Origin of the sequence: Tumebacillus sp. BK434, assembly GCF_004340785.1 — a bacterium.
GTDB lineage: Bacteria > Bacillota > Bacilli > Tumebacillales > Tumebacillaceae > Tumebacillus_A.
In genome coordinates this window covers 285,446-302,837 of record NZ_SLXS01000003.1, presented here as the reverse complement: position 1 = coordinate 302,837, position 17,392 = coordinate 285,446, and the positions used below count along the sequence as shown (strand labels likewise).

Genomic DNA, 17,392 nt, shown 5'->3' with positions numbered 1-17,392 from the left:
ATCACTTGGATTTCAAGTCTGAAAGGAGTTCACACCGATGAATATTTTCGTGTGCCTCAAACAAACGTTTGATACTGAGGAAAAGATCGTTGTCGAAAACGGCCAAGTCAAAGAAGACGGCGTCCGCTTCGTCATGAACCCGTACGATGAGTACGCGGTCGAAGAAGCGATCAAGCTGCGTGACGCAAACGGCGGTTCCGTGACCGTCATCACCATCGGTCCGGAGCGCGCACAGGAAGCGCTGCGCACGGCGCTGGCGATGGGCGCAGATGAAGCGGTTCACATCACCGACGAGTCCCTCTTTGGCGACGAATATACAGCATCCAACGTGTTGGCTGCGTACCTGAAAGACAAGTCCTATGACATCATCCTCTGCGGCAACCAGGCGGTTGACGACGGTTCCGGCCAAGTGGCGATCCGTCTGGCCGAGCTGCTCAACATCCCGCACGTCAGCACGATCACCAAGCTCGAGCTCAATGGCACCGATGTCGTGGCACACCGCGACGCGGAAGGCGACCTTGAGATCGTCGGCGGCACCTTGCCGATCCTCGTCACCGCCCAGCAAGGCCTCAACGACCCGCGCTACCCGTCTCTGATCGGGATTCGCAAAGCGAACAAGAAGCCGCTCGCGAACCCGGGCGCAGGCGACCTGAACGTGGCAGGCGATATCGCGAAGAAATCCACCGTTCTGGAAACGTTCCTGCCGGCAGCAAAATCTGGCGGCCGCATTCTGGAAGGCGACAACGAATCGCGCGTCAAAGAACTGGTCGGCTTGCTGCGCACCGAAGCGAAAGTCCTGTAAATTAGGGATCTTGAACTCGAAAGACAGAGAGGAGCACTACACATGAGCAGAACCATTCTCGTACTGGCAGACCTGCGCAACGGCGCGGTCCGCAACGTGACTTTTGAAATGCTGTCCGCTGCCAAGCGGCTGGCGAACGGCGGCACCGTCGTCGCTTCCATCATCAGCAACAACGGCGCGAACGTCAACACCGACGCGCTGGCGCACTACGGCGCTGACAAAGTGCTGGTCGCTGACGATGCGCAATTCGAGAACTACGTGCCGGATGCGTACGCGGCAGTTCTCGAAGCGATGATCAAAGAAGTGAACCCGAACCTCGTGTTCATGTCGCACTCTGCGATCGGCCGCGATCTCGCGCCGAAGCTGGCTGCACGCTTTGCTGCCGGCCAGGTGTCCGACATCATCGACGTGACCGAAGACGGCGGCAACCTCGTCTTCACCCGTCCGATCTATGCGGGCAAAGCGTTCACCAAAAACACCGTCGCAGGCGATATCGTCTTTGCAACGGTCCGACCGAACAACCTGACTGCAGACGAAGCGGACGCTTCCCGCTCCGCTGAGAAAGTGGAAAAGACCTGGGCGGAACTCCCGGCTGGCTCCCTGCGCACCTTCATCAAAGAAGTGGTGAAAAAGTCGACCGGCGGCGTCGACCTGTCCGAGGCGAAAATCATCGTTTCCGGCGGTCGCGGCGTAAAATCGCAAGAAGGCTTCAAGCCGCTGTATGAGCTGGCAGAAGTCCTCGGCGCAGCTGTCGGCGCATCCCGCGGCGCTTGCGACGCTGACTACTGCGACTACGCGCTGCAGATCGGCCAGACCGGCAAAGTGGTTACCCCGGACCTGTACTTTGCAGTCGGCATCTCCGGTGCGATCCAGCACTTGGCGGGCATGTCCAACTCCAAAGTGATCGTGGCGATCAACAAAGACCCGGAAGCACCGATCTTCAAAGTGGCAGACTACGGCATCGTCGGCGACCTGTTCGACATCGTGCCGATCCTGACCGAAGAGCTGAAGAAAGTGCTGGCTGAGTAAGATCAGACCAAAAGAGACCCTCTGCGCAGAGGGTCTCTTTTTATTAGCGAATCGCTCCGACAGGGCCTGTGGTCGCCGGAACGATCGCCGAGATCGGCCGCACACCGCGGGAAATCAGAACGGATCTCGGCGAGACGATTTCGGTGTCGCCAAGCAGCACGACTGCCGAGGCGGTGATCGAGTTGATCTTGAACATCCCCACTTGCAGATCGCCGTTGTTGACAACGTTAAGTTTGACTTTTTTCATCTTGGACTCACACCTCTTGTGTTAGGACGGAACGTCTCTTGTATGCCGCCCCACATGTTGGAATCGCGGACTTCTTCGTCCACTTGGTCGGCGAAATGCAGCCGAGTATCAATCGGCTCTTCGAACCGCCCTTGCTCAAGAAAGCCCGGAGCTCCACGATAACCGGCATACGCTTCCCCATAGGAGAAAGGATCGATCCCTTGCCAGACGTCACCGATCTGCACGACGCCGGAGTTGGCGACGGCGAGCACGAGCATCTCCTGCACGATCGTTTGTTTGGCGCGTGTACGCGTAAACATTGGGCTACACTCCGGAATTGGTGCTGCCGTCAACAACGTCAGGATCGATCGTCGTGGTGTTGCTGATCCCGTTGATCGAGACGGAGAAGTCACCGGTCAAGCCGCCGCCGGCACCGCTGTAGCTTTTCGCCGCTTCTTTCGGAGCGATAAAACCGGAATCGCCAAAGATGACGGTGCCGCCTGAGACGCTGATAATTTTGATCGGTCCGCCGACCACGGATGGCATGGCACTCGCTCCTTTGTTTGTTACAAGTCTATGCAAATATCGTATGTCGAACGGGAGGAATCGGTGCGGGCGTTCACCCATGTCATTTGACATGCATAGACTGCCTAGAGAAAAGATTCTGGCAGCGAAGGTGGTGGCGTCGTGCCTGCGATTCTCGGCAATCTAAAAGTGATCAACATCTCTTCTGGCGGAGTATTGAGCATCGGGGATGTAGGTCTCATCTCTCCGAAAACGACAGCCAAAACGTATGCCGGTTCCGGATCGTTTAATACGGGGGACTTCCCGCAAACGTATAACGTAATCTCTTCGACGAACACCAACGATAACGACGTGCTGGATGAAAACGTGATCAGCGCTTTCTAACGGGAGGTGAAACGATGCGCGTCAATCAAACGATCAGGATCGGATCCTTAACTGTCACCGGCATGTCGAACTCTTCCATCGTGCAGATCGGCACCAGCGGCGCCATCAAGGCCCGTTCGGAACAGATCACAGAGCAAATCACACAGCAGCAGGCCGATCAGACGGTCGAGGATAAGATCCATCAGGAGATTGAGCCGATGCTGAACGCGGAAGGGCTGCCGGTGTCACCTGAGAAGCAGCGACCGAAAAGACCGCCGGTGCCTCTGCAAGGAGAAGCATAGCGCAGCATGAAAAATCGTACCTGTGCAGGTCAGGTACGATTTTTTTGTGCCGTTGCCGGCTTCGGATCATAGGGCGACTGGCCGGGCTGCAAGCGGTTGAAGCCGTATTCCCTATCGAGGACATAGGCGTATTGGCGCGCCGCTTCGAAGTACGCTTCGCGGGCCAGTGCGCATTCCTGCGTCTCGCGTCCTTCCGGGCAGGCGAGATAGCGCTCCTCCGCCCGCTGCATGACGACGACCCATTGCGGAAAGGCCGGATCGGAGGGACCGAACGGCGGCGGGCTTATGACGTTATAGAACGGGTCATCGAAAAAGATCTGCCCGGTGATCAGCACCGTCTCTTCAAAATACTGTTCGCCGACGATGCCAAATCCTGGCGGCAGGGGCGGAGGCACCAGGAAATAGGAGGGAACTTCCGGCAATAACTTGCGTTGCTCTTGGCGTCGGCGTTTCCATCTGCGATAGGCGCGGCCCATGTTCCAGCTCCTTTCAATTGCGCAACCTCATTTGCTCATCCTCATGTGATCAGCATATGGTGCGGCCGCAGCGACGGTGTGCCGATTTCGTTCGACAATTTCCCGGGAAATCGACGGCAAAGGAGGTCGCTGTCGAAACAGCAACGGCTCTCCCGGGCGGGAGAGCCGTTTTGTCGGTTGGTGTCCGAGTTACTTTTCTTCGATGGTGACCGTTTCGATGTGCACGTCTTCCTGCGGTTTGCTCATCTCGCCACTCGGGCTCTGGCCGACCGGCACAGATGCGATCTTGTCGACGATGTCGAGACCTTCGACCACTTCGCCAAAAACGGTGTAGTTCGGCATGCGATTCAGTCCGTCCACTTGCGGGCCGCTGCCGATGAAGAACTGGCTGCCATTGGTATCGGGGCCGGCGTTGGCCATGGCGACAATGCCTTTGGTGTATTGCTTCGCCGGGGGCAGTTCGTCTTCGAATCGGTAGCCCGGACCGCCGGCTCCGGTACCGGTCGGGTCGCCGGTCTGGATCATGAAGTCTTTGATCACACGGTGGAAGGTGACCCCGTCATAGTATTTGTCCTGGGCGAGGAAAACGAAGTTGTTGACGGTGACCGGTGCTGCGTCGTCGAGCAGCTTGATTTTGATATCGCCTTTGTTCGTTTTGATCGTGGCGGTGTATTCTTTTGCTTTGTCGATCTTCATTTCCGGCTTGCTGGCGTATTGCTTCTGCTTCTTCGAGGTGTCAACCGTACCGGTGTTGTTCTGCTGCTTGTTGTTGTTGTTCTTCTGCGTGTTTTCATCCGTGCCGCAGCCGGACAACAGCGTTGTGACCAGCGCGGTGGCCAGCACGGTGGTGAATAAGGTCCGTTTGTTCATCACTTGCTCCTCCAGTTCCTTTAGGGCATCTTCTGACTCTATTGTAACAGGCATCCAAGTGAAGGCAAGTCGGTTGACAAAGGAAGACATGGTGCATACAATAATAGACAAATTACTTCCATCATGATTGAACAGCTGTGAGAAGGAGAGTACAGCGTTTATGATCGCGCAGAGAGCCGGTGGGTGGTGCGAACCGGAGGGTCAGGACGTTTGGAAACACACCTTTGAGCTGTGGCCCGAAAGGCTGCTCAGGCAGCCCGGTAGACGTCACCGGAGACTTCCACCGTTATCAGCGGAAGAGGGGTTAGTCGTTTTGACCTCTGATGAGTGGTCATGTGCTGTCTTGGGCGGTGCATGGCAAGATGGGTGGTACCGCGAGCAAGCTCTCGTCCCGTTATGGGATGGGAGTTTTTTTTATTTGCTCAGACAAATTTTTCGAGGAGGGTTTTGAAGATGGAACGTGTGAATCGTCCGCGCGGCACGGCAGATCTGTTGCCGCAGGAAGTGCAGGATTGGCAGCGTCTTGAGGCAACGGCAAGGGAGGTGTGCGGACATTTCCATGTCCGGGAGATCAGAACCCCTCTGTTTGAGCACACGGAGCTGTTTCTGCGCGGCGTCGGCGACGGAACGGACATCGTCGAGAAAGAGATGTACACGTTTCTCGACAAAGGCGGGCGGAGTTTGACGCTGCGCCCGGAAGGGACGTCGGCAGTGGCGAGGGCGGTGGTGGAAAACAAGCTGTATGTGGAGCCGCTGCCGCTCAAGCTGTACTATCTGGCGCCGATGTTCCGCTATGAACGGCCGGGGACGGGACGGCTGCGGCAGCATCACCAGTTTGGGGTCGAAGTGGTCGGCAGTGACAGCGCGGCGGCCGATGTGGAAGTGATGATGCTGGCGATGCGGTTTTACGAAGCGATCGGGGCCAAGGGGCTGACGGTGGTCTTGAACTCGGTCGGCTGCCGGGAGTGCCGTCCGCAGTATCGCGAACAGCTGCTGGAGTATCTGGAACTGCGGCTCGACGCGATGTGCGGGGACTGTCAGCGCCGCTCGGAAAAGAATCCGCTGCGCATCCTCGATTGCAAGCAGTCGTGCTGCCAGGCGGCGGTGCTGGGTGCACCTTCGATTCAGGACTGCTTGTGCGGGGCGTGCCAGACGCATTTTGCCCGGGTGGTGCAAGGGCTGGATGCCTTGGGGCTCTCCTATCGGGTCGACGCGCGGCTGGTGCGGGGACTCGATTATTACACGCGGACGGTGTTCGAAGTGATGACCGCAGCCGGAGCGACCGTTTCGGCCGGCGGGCGGTATAACGGACTGTATGCGGAGCTTGGGGGCATGGAGCTGCCGGCGGTAGGCTTCGGCGCCGGGCTGGAGCGGGCGTTGCTCCTGCTGCAGGAGCAGGGGGTGAAGCTGGCCAGCGAGGAGCCACGCGTGGATGTGTTTGCGATCCCGCTTGGCGACACGGCCGAAGTTGCCGTGCTCAAGGCGCTCGATGCGCTGCGGCGGGCCGGGCTCACGGTGGAGCGGGACTTCAGCGGCAAAGGGCTGAAGAGCGGCTTGAAGCGGGCCGACCGCTTGGGAGCCAAGGTGGCGGTCATCGTCGGTGAGGAGGAAGTGGCGGCCGGCAAGCTGCTGGTGAAAGACTTGCTTGCCGGCGGGCAGCAGGCGATGGAGCTGGAGGAGCTGTTGTATCGCTTAACATAATATTTTCAAAACAAAGCGGCCCGTTCGTTACCGGGCCGCTTTTTTCGCGAAGTCGAGAGTCTGCCGGATGATGCTGCGGGTGGTGTCGTCAGGCATGGTGACATCGAAGCTGTGGGGGGCGGACGGGTGTTCGAGGTAGGTGATCGGGGCTTGCTGCTGCAACGCCTGCGCATAGAATTGGTCGAGCGGGGTGTTGACGGCAGGTGTGTCCTGTCCGGCCTTGACCAGCAGCATCGGCGGGAAATGCTCCGGGGAGCGGGCGAGATGCATGATCGGAGAGTAGTCGCGGAGGAGGTCGGCGGTCACTTCTTCCGCCAGCTCAGAGCGGCGGTCGCGCAGATCGAGCAGCGGGTAGTAGGCAATGACACCTTTTATGTAACTTGGACGCTCTTGCAGGGCCTTGCGCAAGCCGAGCGGCGCTCCGGACGAACAGGACCAGATCACGATCCGCTCCGGATCGAGGTCGTATTCACCTGCCCGCTCGCGTACATAGGAGATCAGATCGTCCACGTCAGCCCCCGCTGCGGCCAGTTGCCTAAAATTGTCGGTCGAGCGGTGGTTGAACGTGACGGCCGCCATGCCTGAGGCGGCGACGGAGCGCGCCCAAGACGTCGATTGCCCCCACTCTTTCGATCCTTTCCGGTCGGCGGGTAAGGCATCTCCGTTGACGAAGATGACGACGGGGAGCTTGCCGACCGGCTGCTTTGCGGGGGTGTAGAGATCGAACTGCAGCTCCTTTTGCTCCACCAGCTTGTACGGGATGTCTTGGCGCACCTTGACGTCTTGCGCACCTTCCGGGATGTAGGCGATCGGCCGCTCCCAAAGCGGCAGGGTGTTCGGGTCGACCGGTGCGGCGTTCGCCGTTTGCGGAGCCGGTGCGGACGCTGTTTTGTCGGCAGCATGCCGGCTGTCCGATGCTGTACAGCCTGCGAGCATCGAGCTGGTCAAGAGGAGAGGGAGCAAGGCAAACCAGCGGCGTTTTGGCATGAATGTTCCTCCTTACTGAAAACTCTGTACTTAATTTGTCGTCTGGAAGAGACTGGCGTTACAAAAAGGCGCTGGGGACAGCAGGGAAGATGAAACAAAAAAGCCAGCTTCTTCACGAAGCTGGCTGCTTGTATGCGAAGCGTCAGGACGCCAATTCGCCCGGATTGAGCAGCACGACGGGCTGGTCGACTTGCGGCAGGCGCAGGATCAGCTGCGGATAGGTGATCGCCTGCAGGATCATCGCGTTCGGATCGGGGCGCTGCAGTTCGACGAGGATCTCGATCTGGCCGTTGCCTTGGACGACGCTGGTCGGCGCGATGCTGTAGCCGCCCGTGTTGCGCTCACCGCCGGAGATGACGACATAGGTGGCCTCTTCGGAGTTGACGAGGGTGACGCCGGGCTCGATCAACGCTTCGGACGCCCGATCCAGCACCAGCTGCGGCAGCACATCCGGCTCGGTGATGATCTCATACGGAACGGGGCGCTTGCGGGCCTGAATGCGCTCTTGGGCGCGGCGCAGAATCCAGTCGGCTTCGTCGCGCAGCAGCTTGCGGTGCGGCTCGAACAGGCCGGCGTCGTTGCCGGTCATGATACCGAGGTGGTACACGTGCGCTACGGCGTTCTGCTGGCCGGCGGTCAGGCTGGCCATGTCTTTGAACGGAGCGGGCAGGCCGCCTGCGATGCCGGTATTCATCGGCGGCAGGGTGCTGGACAAGAGCACGGCCGCTTCGATGCGGGAGACGGTCTCATCGGGACGATCAACCACTTCGTTCGAGGATAAGCCGCTGATCTGCATCACTTTCGTATGTAGCTCGCCGCGGGTCACATGATGTTGGTTCATGTTAAAACGCCTCCTTGAGGGGTGGATTGATCTGTCGTGTTATAACCCTACGCCGCGTCTTCCCCATTTCCTTCTGGGAGAAAAGTCCCATTTTCTGGCGGACAAGTTTTTCGTGTATACTCGAGGGTGAGGCGGTGAACGGGATGGTTGGCTATCAGGGCGGATTGCTCGACTCGCATCCGCCGCTACTATTTCAAGCGCAAAGGAGAAAGCCAGAATGAGTGAAGCACAGGAACCGCGCTATGTCGAATACGCGCTTGCCGTCGATTCGGAGCGGGCGGAGGAAGCGATCGCGAAACTGCAGATGCGGGGCATCGAGTACGTGTGGATCGATGCGCCGTTTGAGACGTTTGTGACGGAGGACGGCTACGGCTATCAGGAAGTCGAGACTGAGCGGACGACCGTCCGTGCCTATGAGGAAGTCGGGGAAGAGCCGACAGATGAACTGCTCGCGAAGCTGCGCGGCGAGATCGAGGCGCTGCTCGGTCCGCTGGCCCATGAGGTGACGGCGAGCGTGCCGCAAGCGGTGACCGAAGATCCGGTCTACGAGTTTACGGCGTTGGAAGTCCGGCCCGGCCTGATGATTCGGCCGCCGTGGGATGAAGAGCGCGTGGCGGAGGAGACGACGATCCTCATCGAGCCGTCGGCCGCATTCGGCACCGGGCTGCATCCGACGACCCGGCATTGCCTGGAGCTGATCGACGACATGGTGCGGCCCGGCGATGCGGTCGCCGACCTCGGCGCCGGATCGGGGATCTTGAGCCTGCTGGCACGGATGAAAGGTGCCGATCCGGTCGTGGCGGTCGACCTCAACCCGTCGGCAGAAAGCAGCATCGGCTACCACATGGAACTGAACGGTATCGAAGGCATCGCGATCATCATCGGCGATGTTTTTACAGAATTCGCCGACGCGGAGCACCGTTTCGACATGGTGGCTGTCAACATCGGCGGCAAAGAAGCGATCGAGCTCGCCCCGCTGCTCACGCGGATCGTGAAACAGGAGGGCGTGCTGCTCCTGTCGGGCATCGTCGAGTGGATCGAGGCGCAGGTGACAGACGCTTTTGCCGCGCTTGGCTGGTCGGTGGCCGAGCGCAGACAGGGCGAGGAATGGGTGACGCTTGCCGTCAAGCGTGTCGAGCAGGCTGTAAGTCCGCGACAGCCGCGGCCGGTCGCGCTGGGCATTGTGGAACAGCAGGGCAAGATCCTGGTGGAAAAGATCGTCGGCAAGCACATGTACGGGGAAGGCGTCTATTACCGTCCGCCGGGCGGAGGGATTGAGTTTGGCGAGCATTCGGAGCAGGCGGTCGTGCGCGAACTGCGCGAGGAGCTGGGAGTGGAGGTAACACCTGCGGAATTTCTCGGCTTTCTTGAGAACATCTTCCGGGTGGAAGGAAGCATGGGCCATGAGATCGTCGCCCTGTACCGCGTGCGACTGGCAGACGAAACGCAGTATGAGCAGGATGTGTTTGTACTGACGGATGGCGACTCGCAAAATGAAGCGGTCTGGGTTCCCTTGGCCGATTTTGCCAGCGGGGACAAACTGCTGATGCCAAGCGGGCTTTTGGAGCGGATCAAGCAATAGACAGGAGGCGGCAGATGCGAGGCCGCCTCTTTTTCTTTCAGATCCAAAAGGTCTGAGCAGATCGGTTCAGCAAGCCCATCATCAGTTCGGTGTCGAGGATGAGCTTGGGGAGGAGGCTGCGGTACATGGCGATGATCGAAAGGCAGGAGGCGATCTCCCGTTCGCTCAGCACTTGCTGCAGGCGGCCGGGGGCGAGCGGAAGCGGGTAGGGGAGGCTGCGGGCTAACGATTGCGCGGTGTGGAGCAGGCGGTCGGTCTGGTCGCGATACCAGGGGGTGTGCAGGCAGGATTCCACGCCTTGCCAAGCCCCGGCGAGGAATGTCGGGTATAAGGCCAGCGCGCGGATGTCGCCGGGCGGTGCGAACCCGTAGTGGGCGTCGGTGATCAGGCGCAACAGGCGCGCGATCTCCGGCGGTGCCGATTCGATGCGCAGGAGCGGCACCGTCTTCGGAAACGAGGCGGGGATGCCGGGCGGGATGAACGTTTCATCCTGTTGCCAGCCGGGGATCGGGCGCTCGGAGAGCGCTTCATACCAAGCGGTGGTCAAGAGCAGCAGTTTGGCGTTGCTGTAGTGGAAGACGGGCAGCACAGCCGCGGCGCCGCGCAGGTCGCGCCGCGTGACAAACGACGGCAGGGCCGGCAGGGGGCGGGCCGGAGGAGGCATGGCGCGCAATTGGTCGGACAGTTGCTCGAAATGATGGGAGAGCAGATTGCTGCGGCTCGTTTCCAGCGCGTAGGTCAGGAAGGACGGATAGTGTGCGAGCACGCGAAACACGTCGCTGATAAGCGGCACATGCAGCGTGTATTTGATGTTGTGGTACAGCTTGCGCAGCCGTCCCCGCGCTTCCCCCTCTAAGATTTCGGGGATGTACAAGAGGCGGGCCTCCTTTCTCAAGCAGAGACTCTGTTGTGAAAGCATATGTGCCATCTCCCTGAAAACAACCCCACAAAAGAAAGCCGGGATGCAGATCCCGGCCGTTACGTCTGAAAGGTGGACTGTGGAATTTTTTCGGCGAGCGACTCGCGCACCTGTTTGTAAGACGGCAGCATGCGGCAGATGCCGACCGCGCCGATCTCCATCACGCCGCAGATCATGAACACCGCCCGCGTGCCGATCACCGAAGCGAGCGACGTGCCCGCGCCGACCGACAGCAGGGACAGCGGACCGGTGATCGGGCCGAACGCCCCGTAGACGCGCCCGCGCAGATGTTCTGGCACGATGGTCTGGATCAGCGTATCCTGCACGATCTGGTTGACCGAGCCGATGATGCCGAAGAAGGCGAAACAGGTGATCGCCACCGTCATCGTGTCGCACATCGCAAAGATCACCACCATCACTCCGTCAAAGGCGAGCGAAGTGAACAGGAGCAAGAGCAGGGGCAGCCGCTTGACGAGCAGCGTGGTCAGGAAAGCGCCGACCAGCCCGCCGATGCCAAGCGCGGAGAACAAGAGCCCGACCGCGCCGCTCGCCTGCTCCTCCGGCACGAGGTGCTGACCGACGAACAGCATCGTCAGCGTCCCTTGCGTGCCCATGCACAGCGTAAACAGCATCATGAAGACGAACAAATAGACCAGGATCGGCTCCGTGCGGATGTAGGCGACGCCTTCCCGCACCTCCTGCCACATCGAGGAGCGTTCCCGCTCTTCCCTGGTGCGGTGCGCGGCGCTGTCGTGCACCTTGACCAAGGTCAGCAACAGCGGTGCCAGCAGATACATGCCCATCCCGACCAAAAAAGCGGTCTGCGAGCCGAACGTGAACACCACCCAGCCACCGATCGCCGGGCGGAAGATCTGCCAGATGTTGTTCATCGTGGCGATCAGCGAGTTCATCGACACATACTGTTCCGGGCGCACCAGCAAGGGCAAAAACGCGCGGTGCGGCGGTTCGCCAAAGGCGACAAACGTCGAATGCAGCCCGGCGAGCAGGTAGAGATGCCACAGCTCCGACGAGAAAAACATCAGCAGCAGCGTGCCGGCGCGCAATGTATAGCAGATGAACAAAAGCGTCCGCTTCGACATGCGGTCGGCGAGCAGTCCGGCCCACGGCGAGATGAGGATGCCGGGCAGAATCTCCATCATCGTCACGATGCCAAGCGCCAGCGGGTCCTGGCCCGACAAGCGGAGCGCCTGTGCCCAGATCGCAAACATCTGCACAAAATTCGCAAATCCGCCGACATAATAGCTCGTGATATAAGCGGTAAAATTGCGGTTCTTCAGGATCTCCTGAAACCGTTTGAAGTTGCGTGCCAAGCCCTTACCCCCTTTACCCCCTGCAAACAAAACGACCGCAAGCGACAGGGCATGCGGCACGATCCGACAGCAAATTTTTCTCATTATCCTGCCAAGACGCTCCCTTGTCAATATGCTATACTGAAAATGGTTTCAACCTATGCACCTGACCGTGCACCCAATCTTGCACCCGGCAGGAGGAATCCTACGATGGAAGTAATCAAAATTTCACCGCGCGGCTATTGTTACGGGGTGGTCGATGCGATGGTGCTGGCCCAGCAGGCGGCCAAAGACCTCGATCTGCCGCGTCCGGTCTATATACTCGGCAAGATCGTCCACAACCAGCACGTGGTCGATGCGTTCACCGAGCAGGGTATCATCACGCTGGACGGCGAGAACCGCCTCGAACTGCTCGACAAGATCGACAAGGGCACGGTGATCTTCACCGCGCACGGCGTATCGCCGGAAGTCCGCCAAAAGGCGCAGGAAAAAGGCTTGACCACCGTCGATGCTACCTGCCCGGACGTGACGAAGACGCACGACCTGATCCGTGAAAAAACGGCACTGGGCTATGAGATCATCTACATCGGCAAAAAAGGCCACCCGGAACCGGAAGGGGCGATGGGCGTGGCGCCCGACCTCGTGCACCTCGTGGAAAAAGCTGCGGACGTCGAGAAGCTGCAGCTGAAGAGCGGCAAGATCCTCGTCACCAATCAGACCACGATGAGCCAATGGGACACCAAGCACCTGATGAACGTCGTGCTGCAGAGATTCCCGCACGTGGAGATTCACAATGAGATCTGCCTCGCGACGCAGATTCGCCAAGAGGCGGTGGCGGAGCAGGCGGGGGCGGCCGACCTGACGATCGTCGTCGGCGACCCGGCTTCGAACAACTCCAACCGGCTGGCCCAAGTCTCGGAAGACATCGCCGACACGAAGGCCTACCGCATCGCCGACGTCTCCGAGCTGCAGCTGGAATGGCTGCAAGGCGTGAATAAGGTCGCCGTCACGTCCGGCGCTTCGACACCGACACAGATCACCAGAGAAGTGATCGATTTCCTCGAACAGTACGACCCGCAGGACGAATCGACCTGGGAGCGTCTGCGCAAGATCACCGTCGACCGCATCCTGCCGCGCTACAAAGAAAAGTCGAAATAAATAGTGCGAACATGAAACAAAAAGAGTCAACATCCGTACTAGATGTTGACTCTCTTTATTTAGGAGGCAGCAGCCATGCGCAACCCGCCAGCACTAAAAGTCGACCCCAACGCCGTCAGCATCTGGCGCATCAAAGCGGCCTTGTCGTCACTGTTCTACGGACTTGTACCGCTCGCCTATTTTTTCTTGAGCAAAAAACTGGAGCAGCTGCCCCTCTGGGGCTTCTGGTCGCTGCTAACTCTCGCCGTCTTGATCTACCTGTTCGAAGTGCTGCTCGTGCCGGTCATCCGTTACCGCACGCTGCGCTATGAGATCACAGCGGAAGAAGTCTACCTGCAAGCGGGCGTTTTCAACGTGCGCCGCAGCCTGATCCCGATGAACCGCGTCCAGCATGTGGAGACGGCGCAAGGCATGCTGTTGCGCGCTTACAGCCTCGCCAACGTGACGGTCTACACGGCGGCCGGCAAGCATCAGATCCCGGCCTTGCAGCTGCAGGTCGCCGACGACCTGCGCAACCGGATCGCCGAATTCGCCAAGGTGGTGGATGATGACGATGTCTAATCCGCGCCGCGTGCACCCCTTGGCGATCATCCCGAACGCGATCAGCTTCCTGCGCAACGCGCTGCTGCCGTTTTTGTTCGGGAGCATCTCGCTTGTGCGCGAACATCCGCTGATCACCGTTTTCGGAGCATTCGCTCTGCTCGTGCTGACGGGGGTGTTTGGCTTTTTGTTCTGGTACAACTTCTCGTACACGATCGAAGCGGGCGAACTGCGCGTGCAGAAAGGCATCTTTAACAAGCAGCGCCGCTACATTCCGCTGGAGCGCATCCAGTCGATCGACATCCAAGCGGGCCTGATCCTGCAACTGGTCGGCCTGGTGCAGTTGCAGATCGAAACGGCCTCCGAAGGCAAAGTGCCGGAGATCTCGCTGGCCGGCATCACGCGGGAAGAGGCGGAAGCATTGAAAAAAGTGCTCAGCGACGCCAAAGCGGCCCGTCAGCCACAAGCAGCATCTGGTGCCGAAGCAGGAGAAGCCCCCGCGCCGGAGCAGATCCAGTACCGCCTGACGATGAAAGAGCTGATCTTCATGTCGCTGACCTCCGCTTCGATCGGCTTGATCGCGCCTTTTCTATCGGCGGTGATCGAGCCGCTCACCAACTTCTCCGAGCAGTTTGTCGCCTGGTTGGGCCTGTTCCAAAACGGCAATCCCAATCTGCTTGAGATCGGTGTCCTCATCCTGCTGACGCTGATCCTCTCCGCAGTCGGCTCGATCATTCTGACCATGCTCGCCTACGCGCGCTTTACACTGACCCGCGAAGGCGACGTGCTGAAGATCTCGCGCGGCCTGCTGGAGAAACGTGAACTGACCTTGCCGCTCGACCGCCTGCAGGGCATCCGCATCGTCGAAGGCCTGCTGCGCCAGCCGTTCGGCTATGTCACTTTGCACGTGGAGAGCGGCGGAGGCTATGGCAAGAAGCAAGGCCAGACCACGGTGCTGCACCCGCTGGTGAAGCGGGAGCGCGTGACGGAGTTTCTGGCGGAGATCGCGCCCGGCTTCGAGCTGGGCACAGCTCTTAGGCCGCTCCCCAAGCGGGCGAAGCGGAGATATGGCGTCCGTCCGCTCCTGCTCGCGCTGGCCATAGCGCTCGTGCCTTCCGTGTTGTTCTATCCGTACGGCCTGTTTGCGCTGCTGCTTCTGCCGGTTTTTCTGGCCTGGGGCCTGCTCCAATACCGCGATGGAGGCTGGTCGTCCGGAGAGGCCTGCCTGACGATGCGCAGGCGCCTGATCGCCCGCACAACGGTCGTCATCCCGTGGCGCAAGGTGCAGTCGTACCACCGCGGTCAGTCCCTGTTCCAAAAACGCGCTGCTCTCGCCACTGCCTCCGTCCGCATCATCTCCGGCGGGGAGGGGAAGGAGTACAAAATCGTCGACGTCGAAGCGGATCAAGCATTGATGTCCTAGCAACTCCTCGCAACATCGAACAAGGAGAGCCTCGCAGGAGGCTCTCCTTTTGTTTATTCCGGCATGATGCCTGTATAGGTCGACTGCGGGCGGATGATCTTGCCTTGTGCAGCTTCGAGGATGTGTGCGCACCAGCCGACCGTGCGGGAGACCGCAAACGACGGGGTGAACAGCTCGTCGGGCAGGCCGATCGCGCGCATCACGGCAGCCGCGTAGAATTCCACGTTGGTGTTCAAGGGGCGGTGCGGCTTGAATTCTTTCAAGAGGCGCAGGCCGACTTCCTCGACATGCACGGCGAGGGCAAACCACGGGTCGTCGCCGGCCAGCTCCGTTGCGATCGTCGACAGGGCTTTGGCGCGCGGGTCGTAGGTGCGGTAGACGCGGTGGCCGAAGCCCATCAAGCGCTCGCCCGCTTCCAGCTTGGCGCGCAGCCACGGCTCGGCGTTTTCCTTGGTGCCGATCGCTTCGATCATCTCGGTCACCTCGGACGGCGCGCCGCCGTGCAGCGGGCCTTTCAGTGCGCCGATCGCCGCCGTCACCGAGGAGATCAGATCGGAGCGGGTGGAGGCGACGACGCGGCCGGCGAAGGTCGAAGCGTTCAGTCCGTGCTCCTGTGTCAGGATCAGATAGGCGTCGAGCGCGCGCACGTGCGCCGGCTGCGGCTCTTGACCTTTCAGCATATAGAGGTAGTTCGCCGTGTGCCCGAGGTCGGTGCGCGGCGCGACCGGCTCGTGTCCTTGCAGGCGGGCGTAGCGGTAGGCGACGATCGTCGGCACTTTCGCCGTCAGCGCGATCACCTGTTCCAAAGTCGGCGGCCAGGCTGCAAACGCTTCCGTACCGAGCAGGGAAATGCCTGTCCGCAGCGCGCTCATCATCTCGGTGTCGGCGGGGATCGCGTCGAGCGCCGCTTTCACAAACGCCGGAAGTTCGCGCTCGGCAGCCAGCTTGTCGTGCAGCGCTTTTGCTTCTTCTGCACTTGGCAGATGTCCGTACCAGAGGAGGTGGGCGACTTCTTCAAATGTATGGTGGAGGGCAAGATCGCGGGCCCAGTGGTTGCGGTAGACGAGCAGACCGTTTTCGCCGTCGACAAGGCTCAGGTCGGTCTGGGCAACGACAACGTTTTCAAGTCCGAGCGAGATCAGATTGTGTTCCATGTTCATCCAGCTCCTTTTCGTTAATCAAGTTAGTTTCAGTATATCGACACATTTTCGAAAGGAGAAATAGAGATACTTGTCGTATTCGATTATAAAATAGTATCGGTTAAGGGGTTGACGAGACGACAAGATGGACATCAAACTCCTGCGAACGTTTATTATGATGGCCAGGGAGCTGAATTTCCACCGTACGGCGGAGCGGCTGTACCTCGCGCAGCCTACCGTCTCTGTCCATATTCGGCAGTTGGAAGAGCTGGTCGGCTATCCGCTGTTCGAGCGCAGCGGCCGCAAAGTGCGCCTGACCGCAGCGGGGGAGCGCTTCCGCCTGCATGCCGACCGGATTCTGCAGGCGCATGACGAGGCGCTGTCCGACTTGGCGCGCTGGAAGGCCGGCTATGACGACCGGCTCGATCTGCTGCTGTCCCCGCTCTGCGCCGAGCACGTGCTGCCGCCGCTTTGGAAGCAGTATACGATGATGTATCCGAACGTAGAAGTCCGCATCTACACCACGCTGTCGCCGTCGGTCGGCCCGGGCATCGCGGCCGGGCGCTCCCATGTCGGCTTGTCGCGAACGGCGTCCTCGCATCCGGACACCGAATCGCGCATCCTGCATGAAGACCCGGTGCTGCTGGTCGCGCCGGGCACCGTCGACCCGGAGCGAGTCGATTACCGCGAACTTTTGCTCGACCACCCGCTGCTCACGAAAAACCACCCCGAGTATTGGGATGAACTGCTCTTTCAGCTCCATGAAAACCGCGCCCCGATCCGCCCGATGTCAGTCTCGCAGGTCGGCGTGACCCGCAAGCTGATCAAAGAAGGCCTCGGCGTGTCGTTCCTGCCCCGCTCCGCTGTGCAGGATGATCTCGACAACGGGAATCTGGTCGCCTTGCCCACCCCCGACTTGCGCCTGCCCACCGCTTTTACCTATGTGATCACACCGCGCAACAAAGAGTTGCCCCGCGCCGCGCAGGATTTTCTGAACCTGCTATTCGCGAGCTATCTGTGCTAAAATAATGGGTGGAGGTGGCGAGTACAATGATCAAACGAATCGTGCTTTCCGGACTGATCCTCACCTGCGCGCTGACGTTTACCGGCTGCGGCGAGAGCGATCATGGTGACCATGCGGCTGCTCCGGCGACCGGAGCGCAGCACCACCACAACTAATTTCAACCCTTCCTGCATTT

The 17,392-nt window shown here is 60.0% G+C and carries 21 protein-coding genes and 1 other annotated feature; of the genes, 11 read left to right on the top strand and 10 right to left on the bottom strand.

Features of this window, described 5'->3' with window-relative positions; genetic code table 11:
* Positions 1 to 37: 37 nt before the first annotated feature.
* Both EV586_RS09765 and EV586_RS09760 read left to right on the top strand, forming a co-directional pair.
* A complete protein-coding gene (locus tag EV586_RS09765) occupies positions 38 to 802 on the top strand; it encodes an electron transfer flavoprotein subunit beta/FixA family protein (protein WP_132944911.1) in 765 nt (254 codons plus the stop codon).
* Positions 803 to 844: 42 nt separating this feature from the next.
* Entirely contained in the window at positions 845 to 1,831 is a 987-nt protein-coding gene (locus EV586_RS09760; protein ID WP_132944910.1) for an electron transfer flavoprotein subunit alpha/FixB family protein, read from the top strand.
* Positions 1,832 to 1,874: 43 nt separating this feature from the next.
* On the opposite strand, the gene EV586_RS09755 is transcribed toward EV586_RS09760, so the two are convergent.
* From EV586_RS09755 to EV586_RS09745, 3 genes are read right to left on the bottom strand one after another with little or no spacing between them, the layout of a single operon-like run.
* Positions 1,875 to 2,078 (bottom strand): hypothetical protein, encoded by a 204-nt coding sequence (locus EV586_RS09755; RefSeq protein WP_132944909.1) that lies wholly within the window; start codon positions 2,076 to 2,078, stop codon positions 1,875 to 1,877.
* Positions 2,075 to 2,377 (bottom strand): hypothetical protein, encoded by a 303-nt coding sequence (locus EV586_RS09750; protein ID WP_132944908.1) that lies wholly within the window; start codon positions 2,375 to 2,377, stop codon positions 2,075 to 2,077. The genes EV586_RS09755 and EV586_RS09750 overlap by 4 nt, the downstream gene beginning before the upstream one ends.
* Positions 2,378 to 2,381: 4 nt before the next feature.
* On the bottom strand, positions 2,382 to 2,603 hold the full coding sequence (locus EV586_RS09745; protein WP_132944907.1) for a spore germination protein: 222 nt from the start codon (positions 2,601 to 2,603) through the stop codon (positions 2,382 to 2,384).
* A 141-nt stretch (positions 2,604 to 2,744) separates the two neighbouring features.
* Between EV586_RS09745 and EV586_RS09740 the strand changes: the two genes are divergently transcribed.
* Complete coding sequence (locus EV586_RS09740; RefSeq protein ID WP_087457006.1) at positions 2,745 to 2,966, top strand: spore germination protein; 222 nt, start codon at positions 2,745 to 2,747, stop codon at positions 2,964 to 2,966.
* A 14-nt stretch (positions 2,967 to 2,980) separates the two neighbouring features.
* Entirely contained in the window at positions 2,981 to 3,247 is a 267-nt protein-coding gene (locus EV586_RS09735) for a spore germination protein GerPB (RefSeq protein ID WP_132944906.1), read from the top strand.
* Between the two features lie 29 nt (positions 3,248 to 3,276).
* Here EV586_RS09735 and EV586_RS09730 read toward each other — a convergent pair whose 3' ends face one another.
* Together EV586_RS09730 and EV586_RS09725 are read right to left on the bottom strand one after the other, a co-directional pair.
* Positions 3,277 to 3,723, bottom strand: a complete 447-nt coding sequence (locus EV586_RS09730; RefSeq protein WP_132944905.1) for a hypothetical protein — start codon at positions 3,721 to 3,723, stop codon at positions 3,277 to 3,279.
* A 189-nt stretch (positions 3,724 to 3,912) separates the two neighbouring features.
* Positions 3,913 to 4,593 carry a peptidylprolyl isomerase gene (locus tag EV586_RS09725; RefSeq protein WP_132944904.1) on the bottom strand — a complete coding sequence of 227 codons (681 nt, stop codon included), beginning with the start codon at positions 4,591 to 4,593 and terminating at the stop codon, positions 3,913 to 3,915.
* 128 nt (positions 4,594 to 4,721) lie between these two features.
* Positions 4,722 to 4,990: a binding site (T-box leader), on the top strand.
* Positions 4,991 to 5,046: 56 nt separating this feature from the next.
* Here EV586_RS09725 and hisS point away from each other — a divergent pair.
* Positions 5,047 to 6,294 (top strand): histidine--tRNA ligase, encoded by a 1,248-nt coding sequence (gene hisS / locus EV586_RS09720; RefSeq protein WP_132944903.1) that lies wholly within the window; start codon positions 5,047 to 5,049, stop codon positions 6,292 to 6,294.
* Positions 6,295 to 6,321: 27 nt separating this feature from the next.
* Here the strand turns inward: hisS and EV586_RS09715 are convergent, their stop codons facing one another.
* Together EV586_RS09715 and EV586_RS09710 are read right to left on the bottom strand one after the other, a co-directional pair.
* A complete protein-coding gene (locus EV586_RS09715) occupies positions 6,322 to 7,281 on the bottom strand; it encodes an alpha/beta hydrolase (RefSeq protein WP_132944902.1) in 960 nt (319 codons plus the stop codon).
* A 142-nt stretch (positions 7,282 to 7,423) separates the two neighbouring features.
* Entirely contained in the window at positions 7,424 to 8,122 is a 699-nt protein-coding gene (locus EV586_RS09710) for a protease complex subunit PrcB family protein (RefSeq protein ID WP_132944901.1), read from the bottom strand.
* 217 nt (positions 8,123 to 8,339) lie between these two features.
* Here EV586_RS09710 and EV586_RS09705 point away from each other — a divergent pair, with 217 nt between their 5' ends.
* On the top strand, positions 8,340 to 9,704 hold the full coding sequence (locus EV586_RS09705) for a 50S ribosomal protein L11 methyltransferase (protein ID WP_132944900.1): 1,365 nt from the start codon (positions 8,340 to 8,342) through the stop codon (positions 9,702 to 9,704).
* 37 nt (positions 9,705 to 9,741) lie between these two features.
* On the opposite strand, the gene EV586_RS09700 is transcribed toward EV586_RS09705, so the two are convergent.
* Both EV586_RS09700 and EV586_RS09695 read right to left on the bottom strand, forming a co-directional pair.
* Positions 9,742 to 10,578, bottom strand: a complete 837-nt coding sequence (locus tag EV586_RS09700) for a halocarboxylic acid dehydrogenase DehI family protein (protein WP_165898496.1) — start codon at positions 10,576 to 10,578, stop codon at positions 9,742 to 9,744.
* A 104-nt stretch (positions 10,579 to 10,682) separates the two neighbouring features.
* Positions 10,683 to 11,954, bottom strand: a complete 1,272-nt coding sequence (locus tag EV586_RS09695) for an MFS transporter (RefSeq protein WP_165898494.1) — start codon at positions 11,952 to 11,954, stop codon at positions 10,683 to 10,685.
* A 189-nt stretch (positions 11,955 to 12,143) separates the two neighbouring features.
* Here EV586_RS09695 and EV586_RS09690 point away from each other — a divergent pair, with 189 nt between their 5' ends.
* From EV586_RS09690 to EV586_RS09680, 3 genes are all read left to right on the top strand, one after another.
* Positions 12,144 to 13,091 (top strand): 4-hydroxy-3-methylbut-2-enyl diphosphate reductase, encoded by a 948-nt coding sequence (locus EV586_RS09690; RefSeq protein WP_132944897.1) that lies wholly within the window; start codon positions 12,144 to 12,146, stop codon positions 13,089 to 13,091.
* Between the two features lie 75 nt (positions 13,092 to 13,166).
* Positions 13,167 to 13,652: a PH domain-containing protein gene (locus EV586_RS09685; protein ID WP_132944896.1), complete on the top strand. Its 486-nt coding sequence runs from the start codon at positions 13,167 to 13,169 to the stop codon at positions 13,650 to 13,652.
* Positions 13,639 to 15,054: a PH domain-containing protein gene (locus EV586_RS09680; protein ID WP_165898491.1), complete on the top strand. Its 1,416-nt coding sequence runs from the start codon at positions 13,639 to 13,641 to the stop codon at positions 15,052 to 15,054. The genes EV586_RS09685 and EV586_RS09680 overlap by 14 nt, the downstream gene beginning before the upstream one ends.
* Positions 15,055 to 15,107: 53 nt before the next feature.
* Here the strand turns inward: EV586_RS09680 and EV586_RS09675 are convergent, their stop codons facing one another.
* Positions 15,108 to 16,214, bottom strand: a complete 1,107-nt coding sequence (locus EV586_RS09675; protein WP_132944894.1) for a citrate synthase/methylcitrate synthase — start codon at positions 16,212 to 16,214, stop codon at positions 15,108 to 15,110.
* Between the two features lie 124 nt (positions 16,215 to 16,338).
* On the opposite strand from EV586_RS09675, the gene EV586_RS09670 reads away from it, so the two are divergent.
* Positions 16,339 to 17,217 carry a LysR family transcriptional regulator gene (locus EV586_RS09670; RefSeq protein ID WP_132944893.1) on the top strand — a complete coding sequence of 293 codons (879 nt, stop codon included), beginning with the start codon at positions 16,339 to 16,341 and terminating at the stop codon, positions 17,215 to 17,217.
* 26 nt (positions 17,218 to 17,243) lie between these two features.
* On the top strand, positions 17,244 to 17,372 hold the full coding sequence (locus EV586_RS21600) for a hypothetical protein (protein ID WP_279388286.1): 129 nt from the start codon (positions 17,244 to 17,246) through the stop codon (positions 17,370 to 17,372).
* The last annotated feature ends 20 nt before the right edge of the window (positions 17,373 to 17,392 follow it).

Bases quoted from the DNA above. Each gene is read 5' to 3' on its own strand.
- EV586_RS09765 (WP_132944911.1), top strand. From the start codon at position 38: ATGAATATTTTCGTGTGCCTCAAACAAACGTTTGATACTGAGGAAAAG.
- EV586_RS09760 (WP_132944910.1), top strand. From the start codon at position 845: ATGAGCAGAACCATTCTCGTACTGGCAGACCTGCGCAACGGCGCGGTC.
- EV586_RS09755 (WP_132944909.1), bottom strand. From the start codon at position 2,078: ATGAAAAAAGTCAAACTTAACGTTGTCAACAACGGCGATCTGCAAGTG.
- EV586_RS09750 (WP_132944908.1), bottom strand. From the start codon at position 2,377: ATGTTTACGCGTACACGCGCCAAACAAACGATCGTGCAGGAGATGCTC.
- EV586_RS09745 (WP_132944907.1), bottom strand. From the start codon at position 2,603: ATGCCATCCGTGGTCGGCGGACCGATCAAAATTATCAGCGTCTCAGGC.
- EV586_RS09735 (WP_132944906.1), top strand. From the start codon at position 2,981: ATGCGCGTCAATCAAACGATCAGGATCGGATCCTTAACTGTCACCGGC.
- EV586_RS09730 (WP_132944905.1), bottom strand. From the start codon at position 3,723: ATGGGCCGCGCCTATCGCAGATGGAAACGCCGACGCCAAGAGCAACGC.
- EV586_RS09725 (WP_132944904.1), bottom strand. From the start codon at position 4,593: ATGAACAAACGGACCTTATTCACCACCGTGCTGGCCACCGCGCTGGTC.
- hisS (WP_132944903.1), top strand. From the start codon at position 5,047: ATGGAACGTGTGAATCGTCCGCGCGGCACGGCAGATCTGTTGCCGCAG.
- EV586_RS09715 (WP_132944902.1), bottom strand. From the start codon at position 7,281: ATGCCAAAACGCCGCTGGTTTGCCTTGCTCCCTCTCCTCTTGACCAGC.
- EV586_RS09710 (WP_132944901.1), bottom strand. From the start codon at position 8,122: ATGAACCAACATCATGTGACCCGCGGCGAGCTACATACGAAAGTGATG.
- EV586_RS09705 (WP_132944900.1), top strand. From the start codon at position 8,340: ATGAGTGAAGCACAGGAACCGCGCTATGTCGAATACGCGCTTGCCGTC.
- EV586_RS09690 (WP_132944897.1), top strand. From the start codon at position 12,144: ATGGAAGTAATCAAAATTTCACCGCGCGGCTATTGTTACGGGGTGGTC.
- EV586_RS09685 (WP_132944896.1), top strand. From the start codon at position 13,167: ATGCGCAACCCGCCAGCACTAAAAGTCGACCCCAACGCCGTCAGCATC.
- EV586_RS09680 (WP_165898491.1), top strand. From the start codon at position 13,639: ATGACGATGTCTAATCCGCGCCGCGTGCACCCCTTGGCGATCATCCCG.
- EV586_RS09675 (WP_132944894.1), bottom strand. From the start codon at position 16,214: ATGAACATGGAACACAATCTGATCTCGCTCGGACTTGAAAACGTTGTC.
- EV586_RS09670 (WP_132944893.1), top strand. From the start codon at position 16,339: ATGGACATCAAACTCCTGCGAACGTTTATTATGATGGCCAGGGAGCTG.
- EV586_RS21600 (WP_279388286.1), top strand. From the start codon at position 17,244: ATGATCAAACGAATCGTGCTTTCCGGACTGATCCTCACCTGCGCGCTG.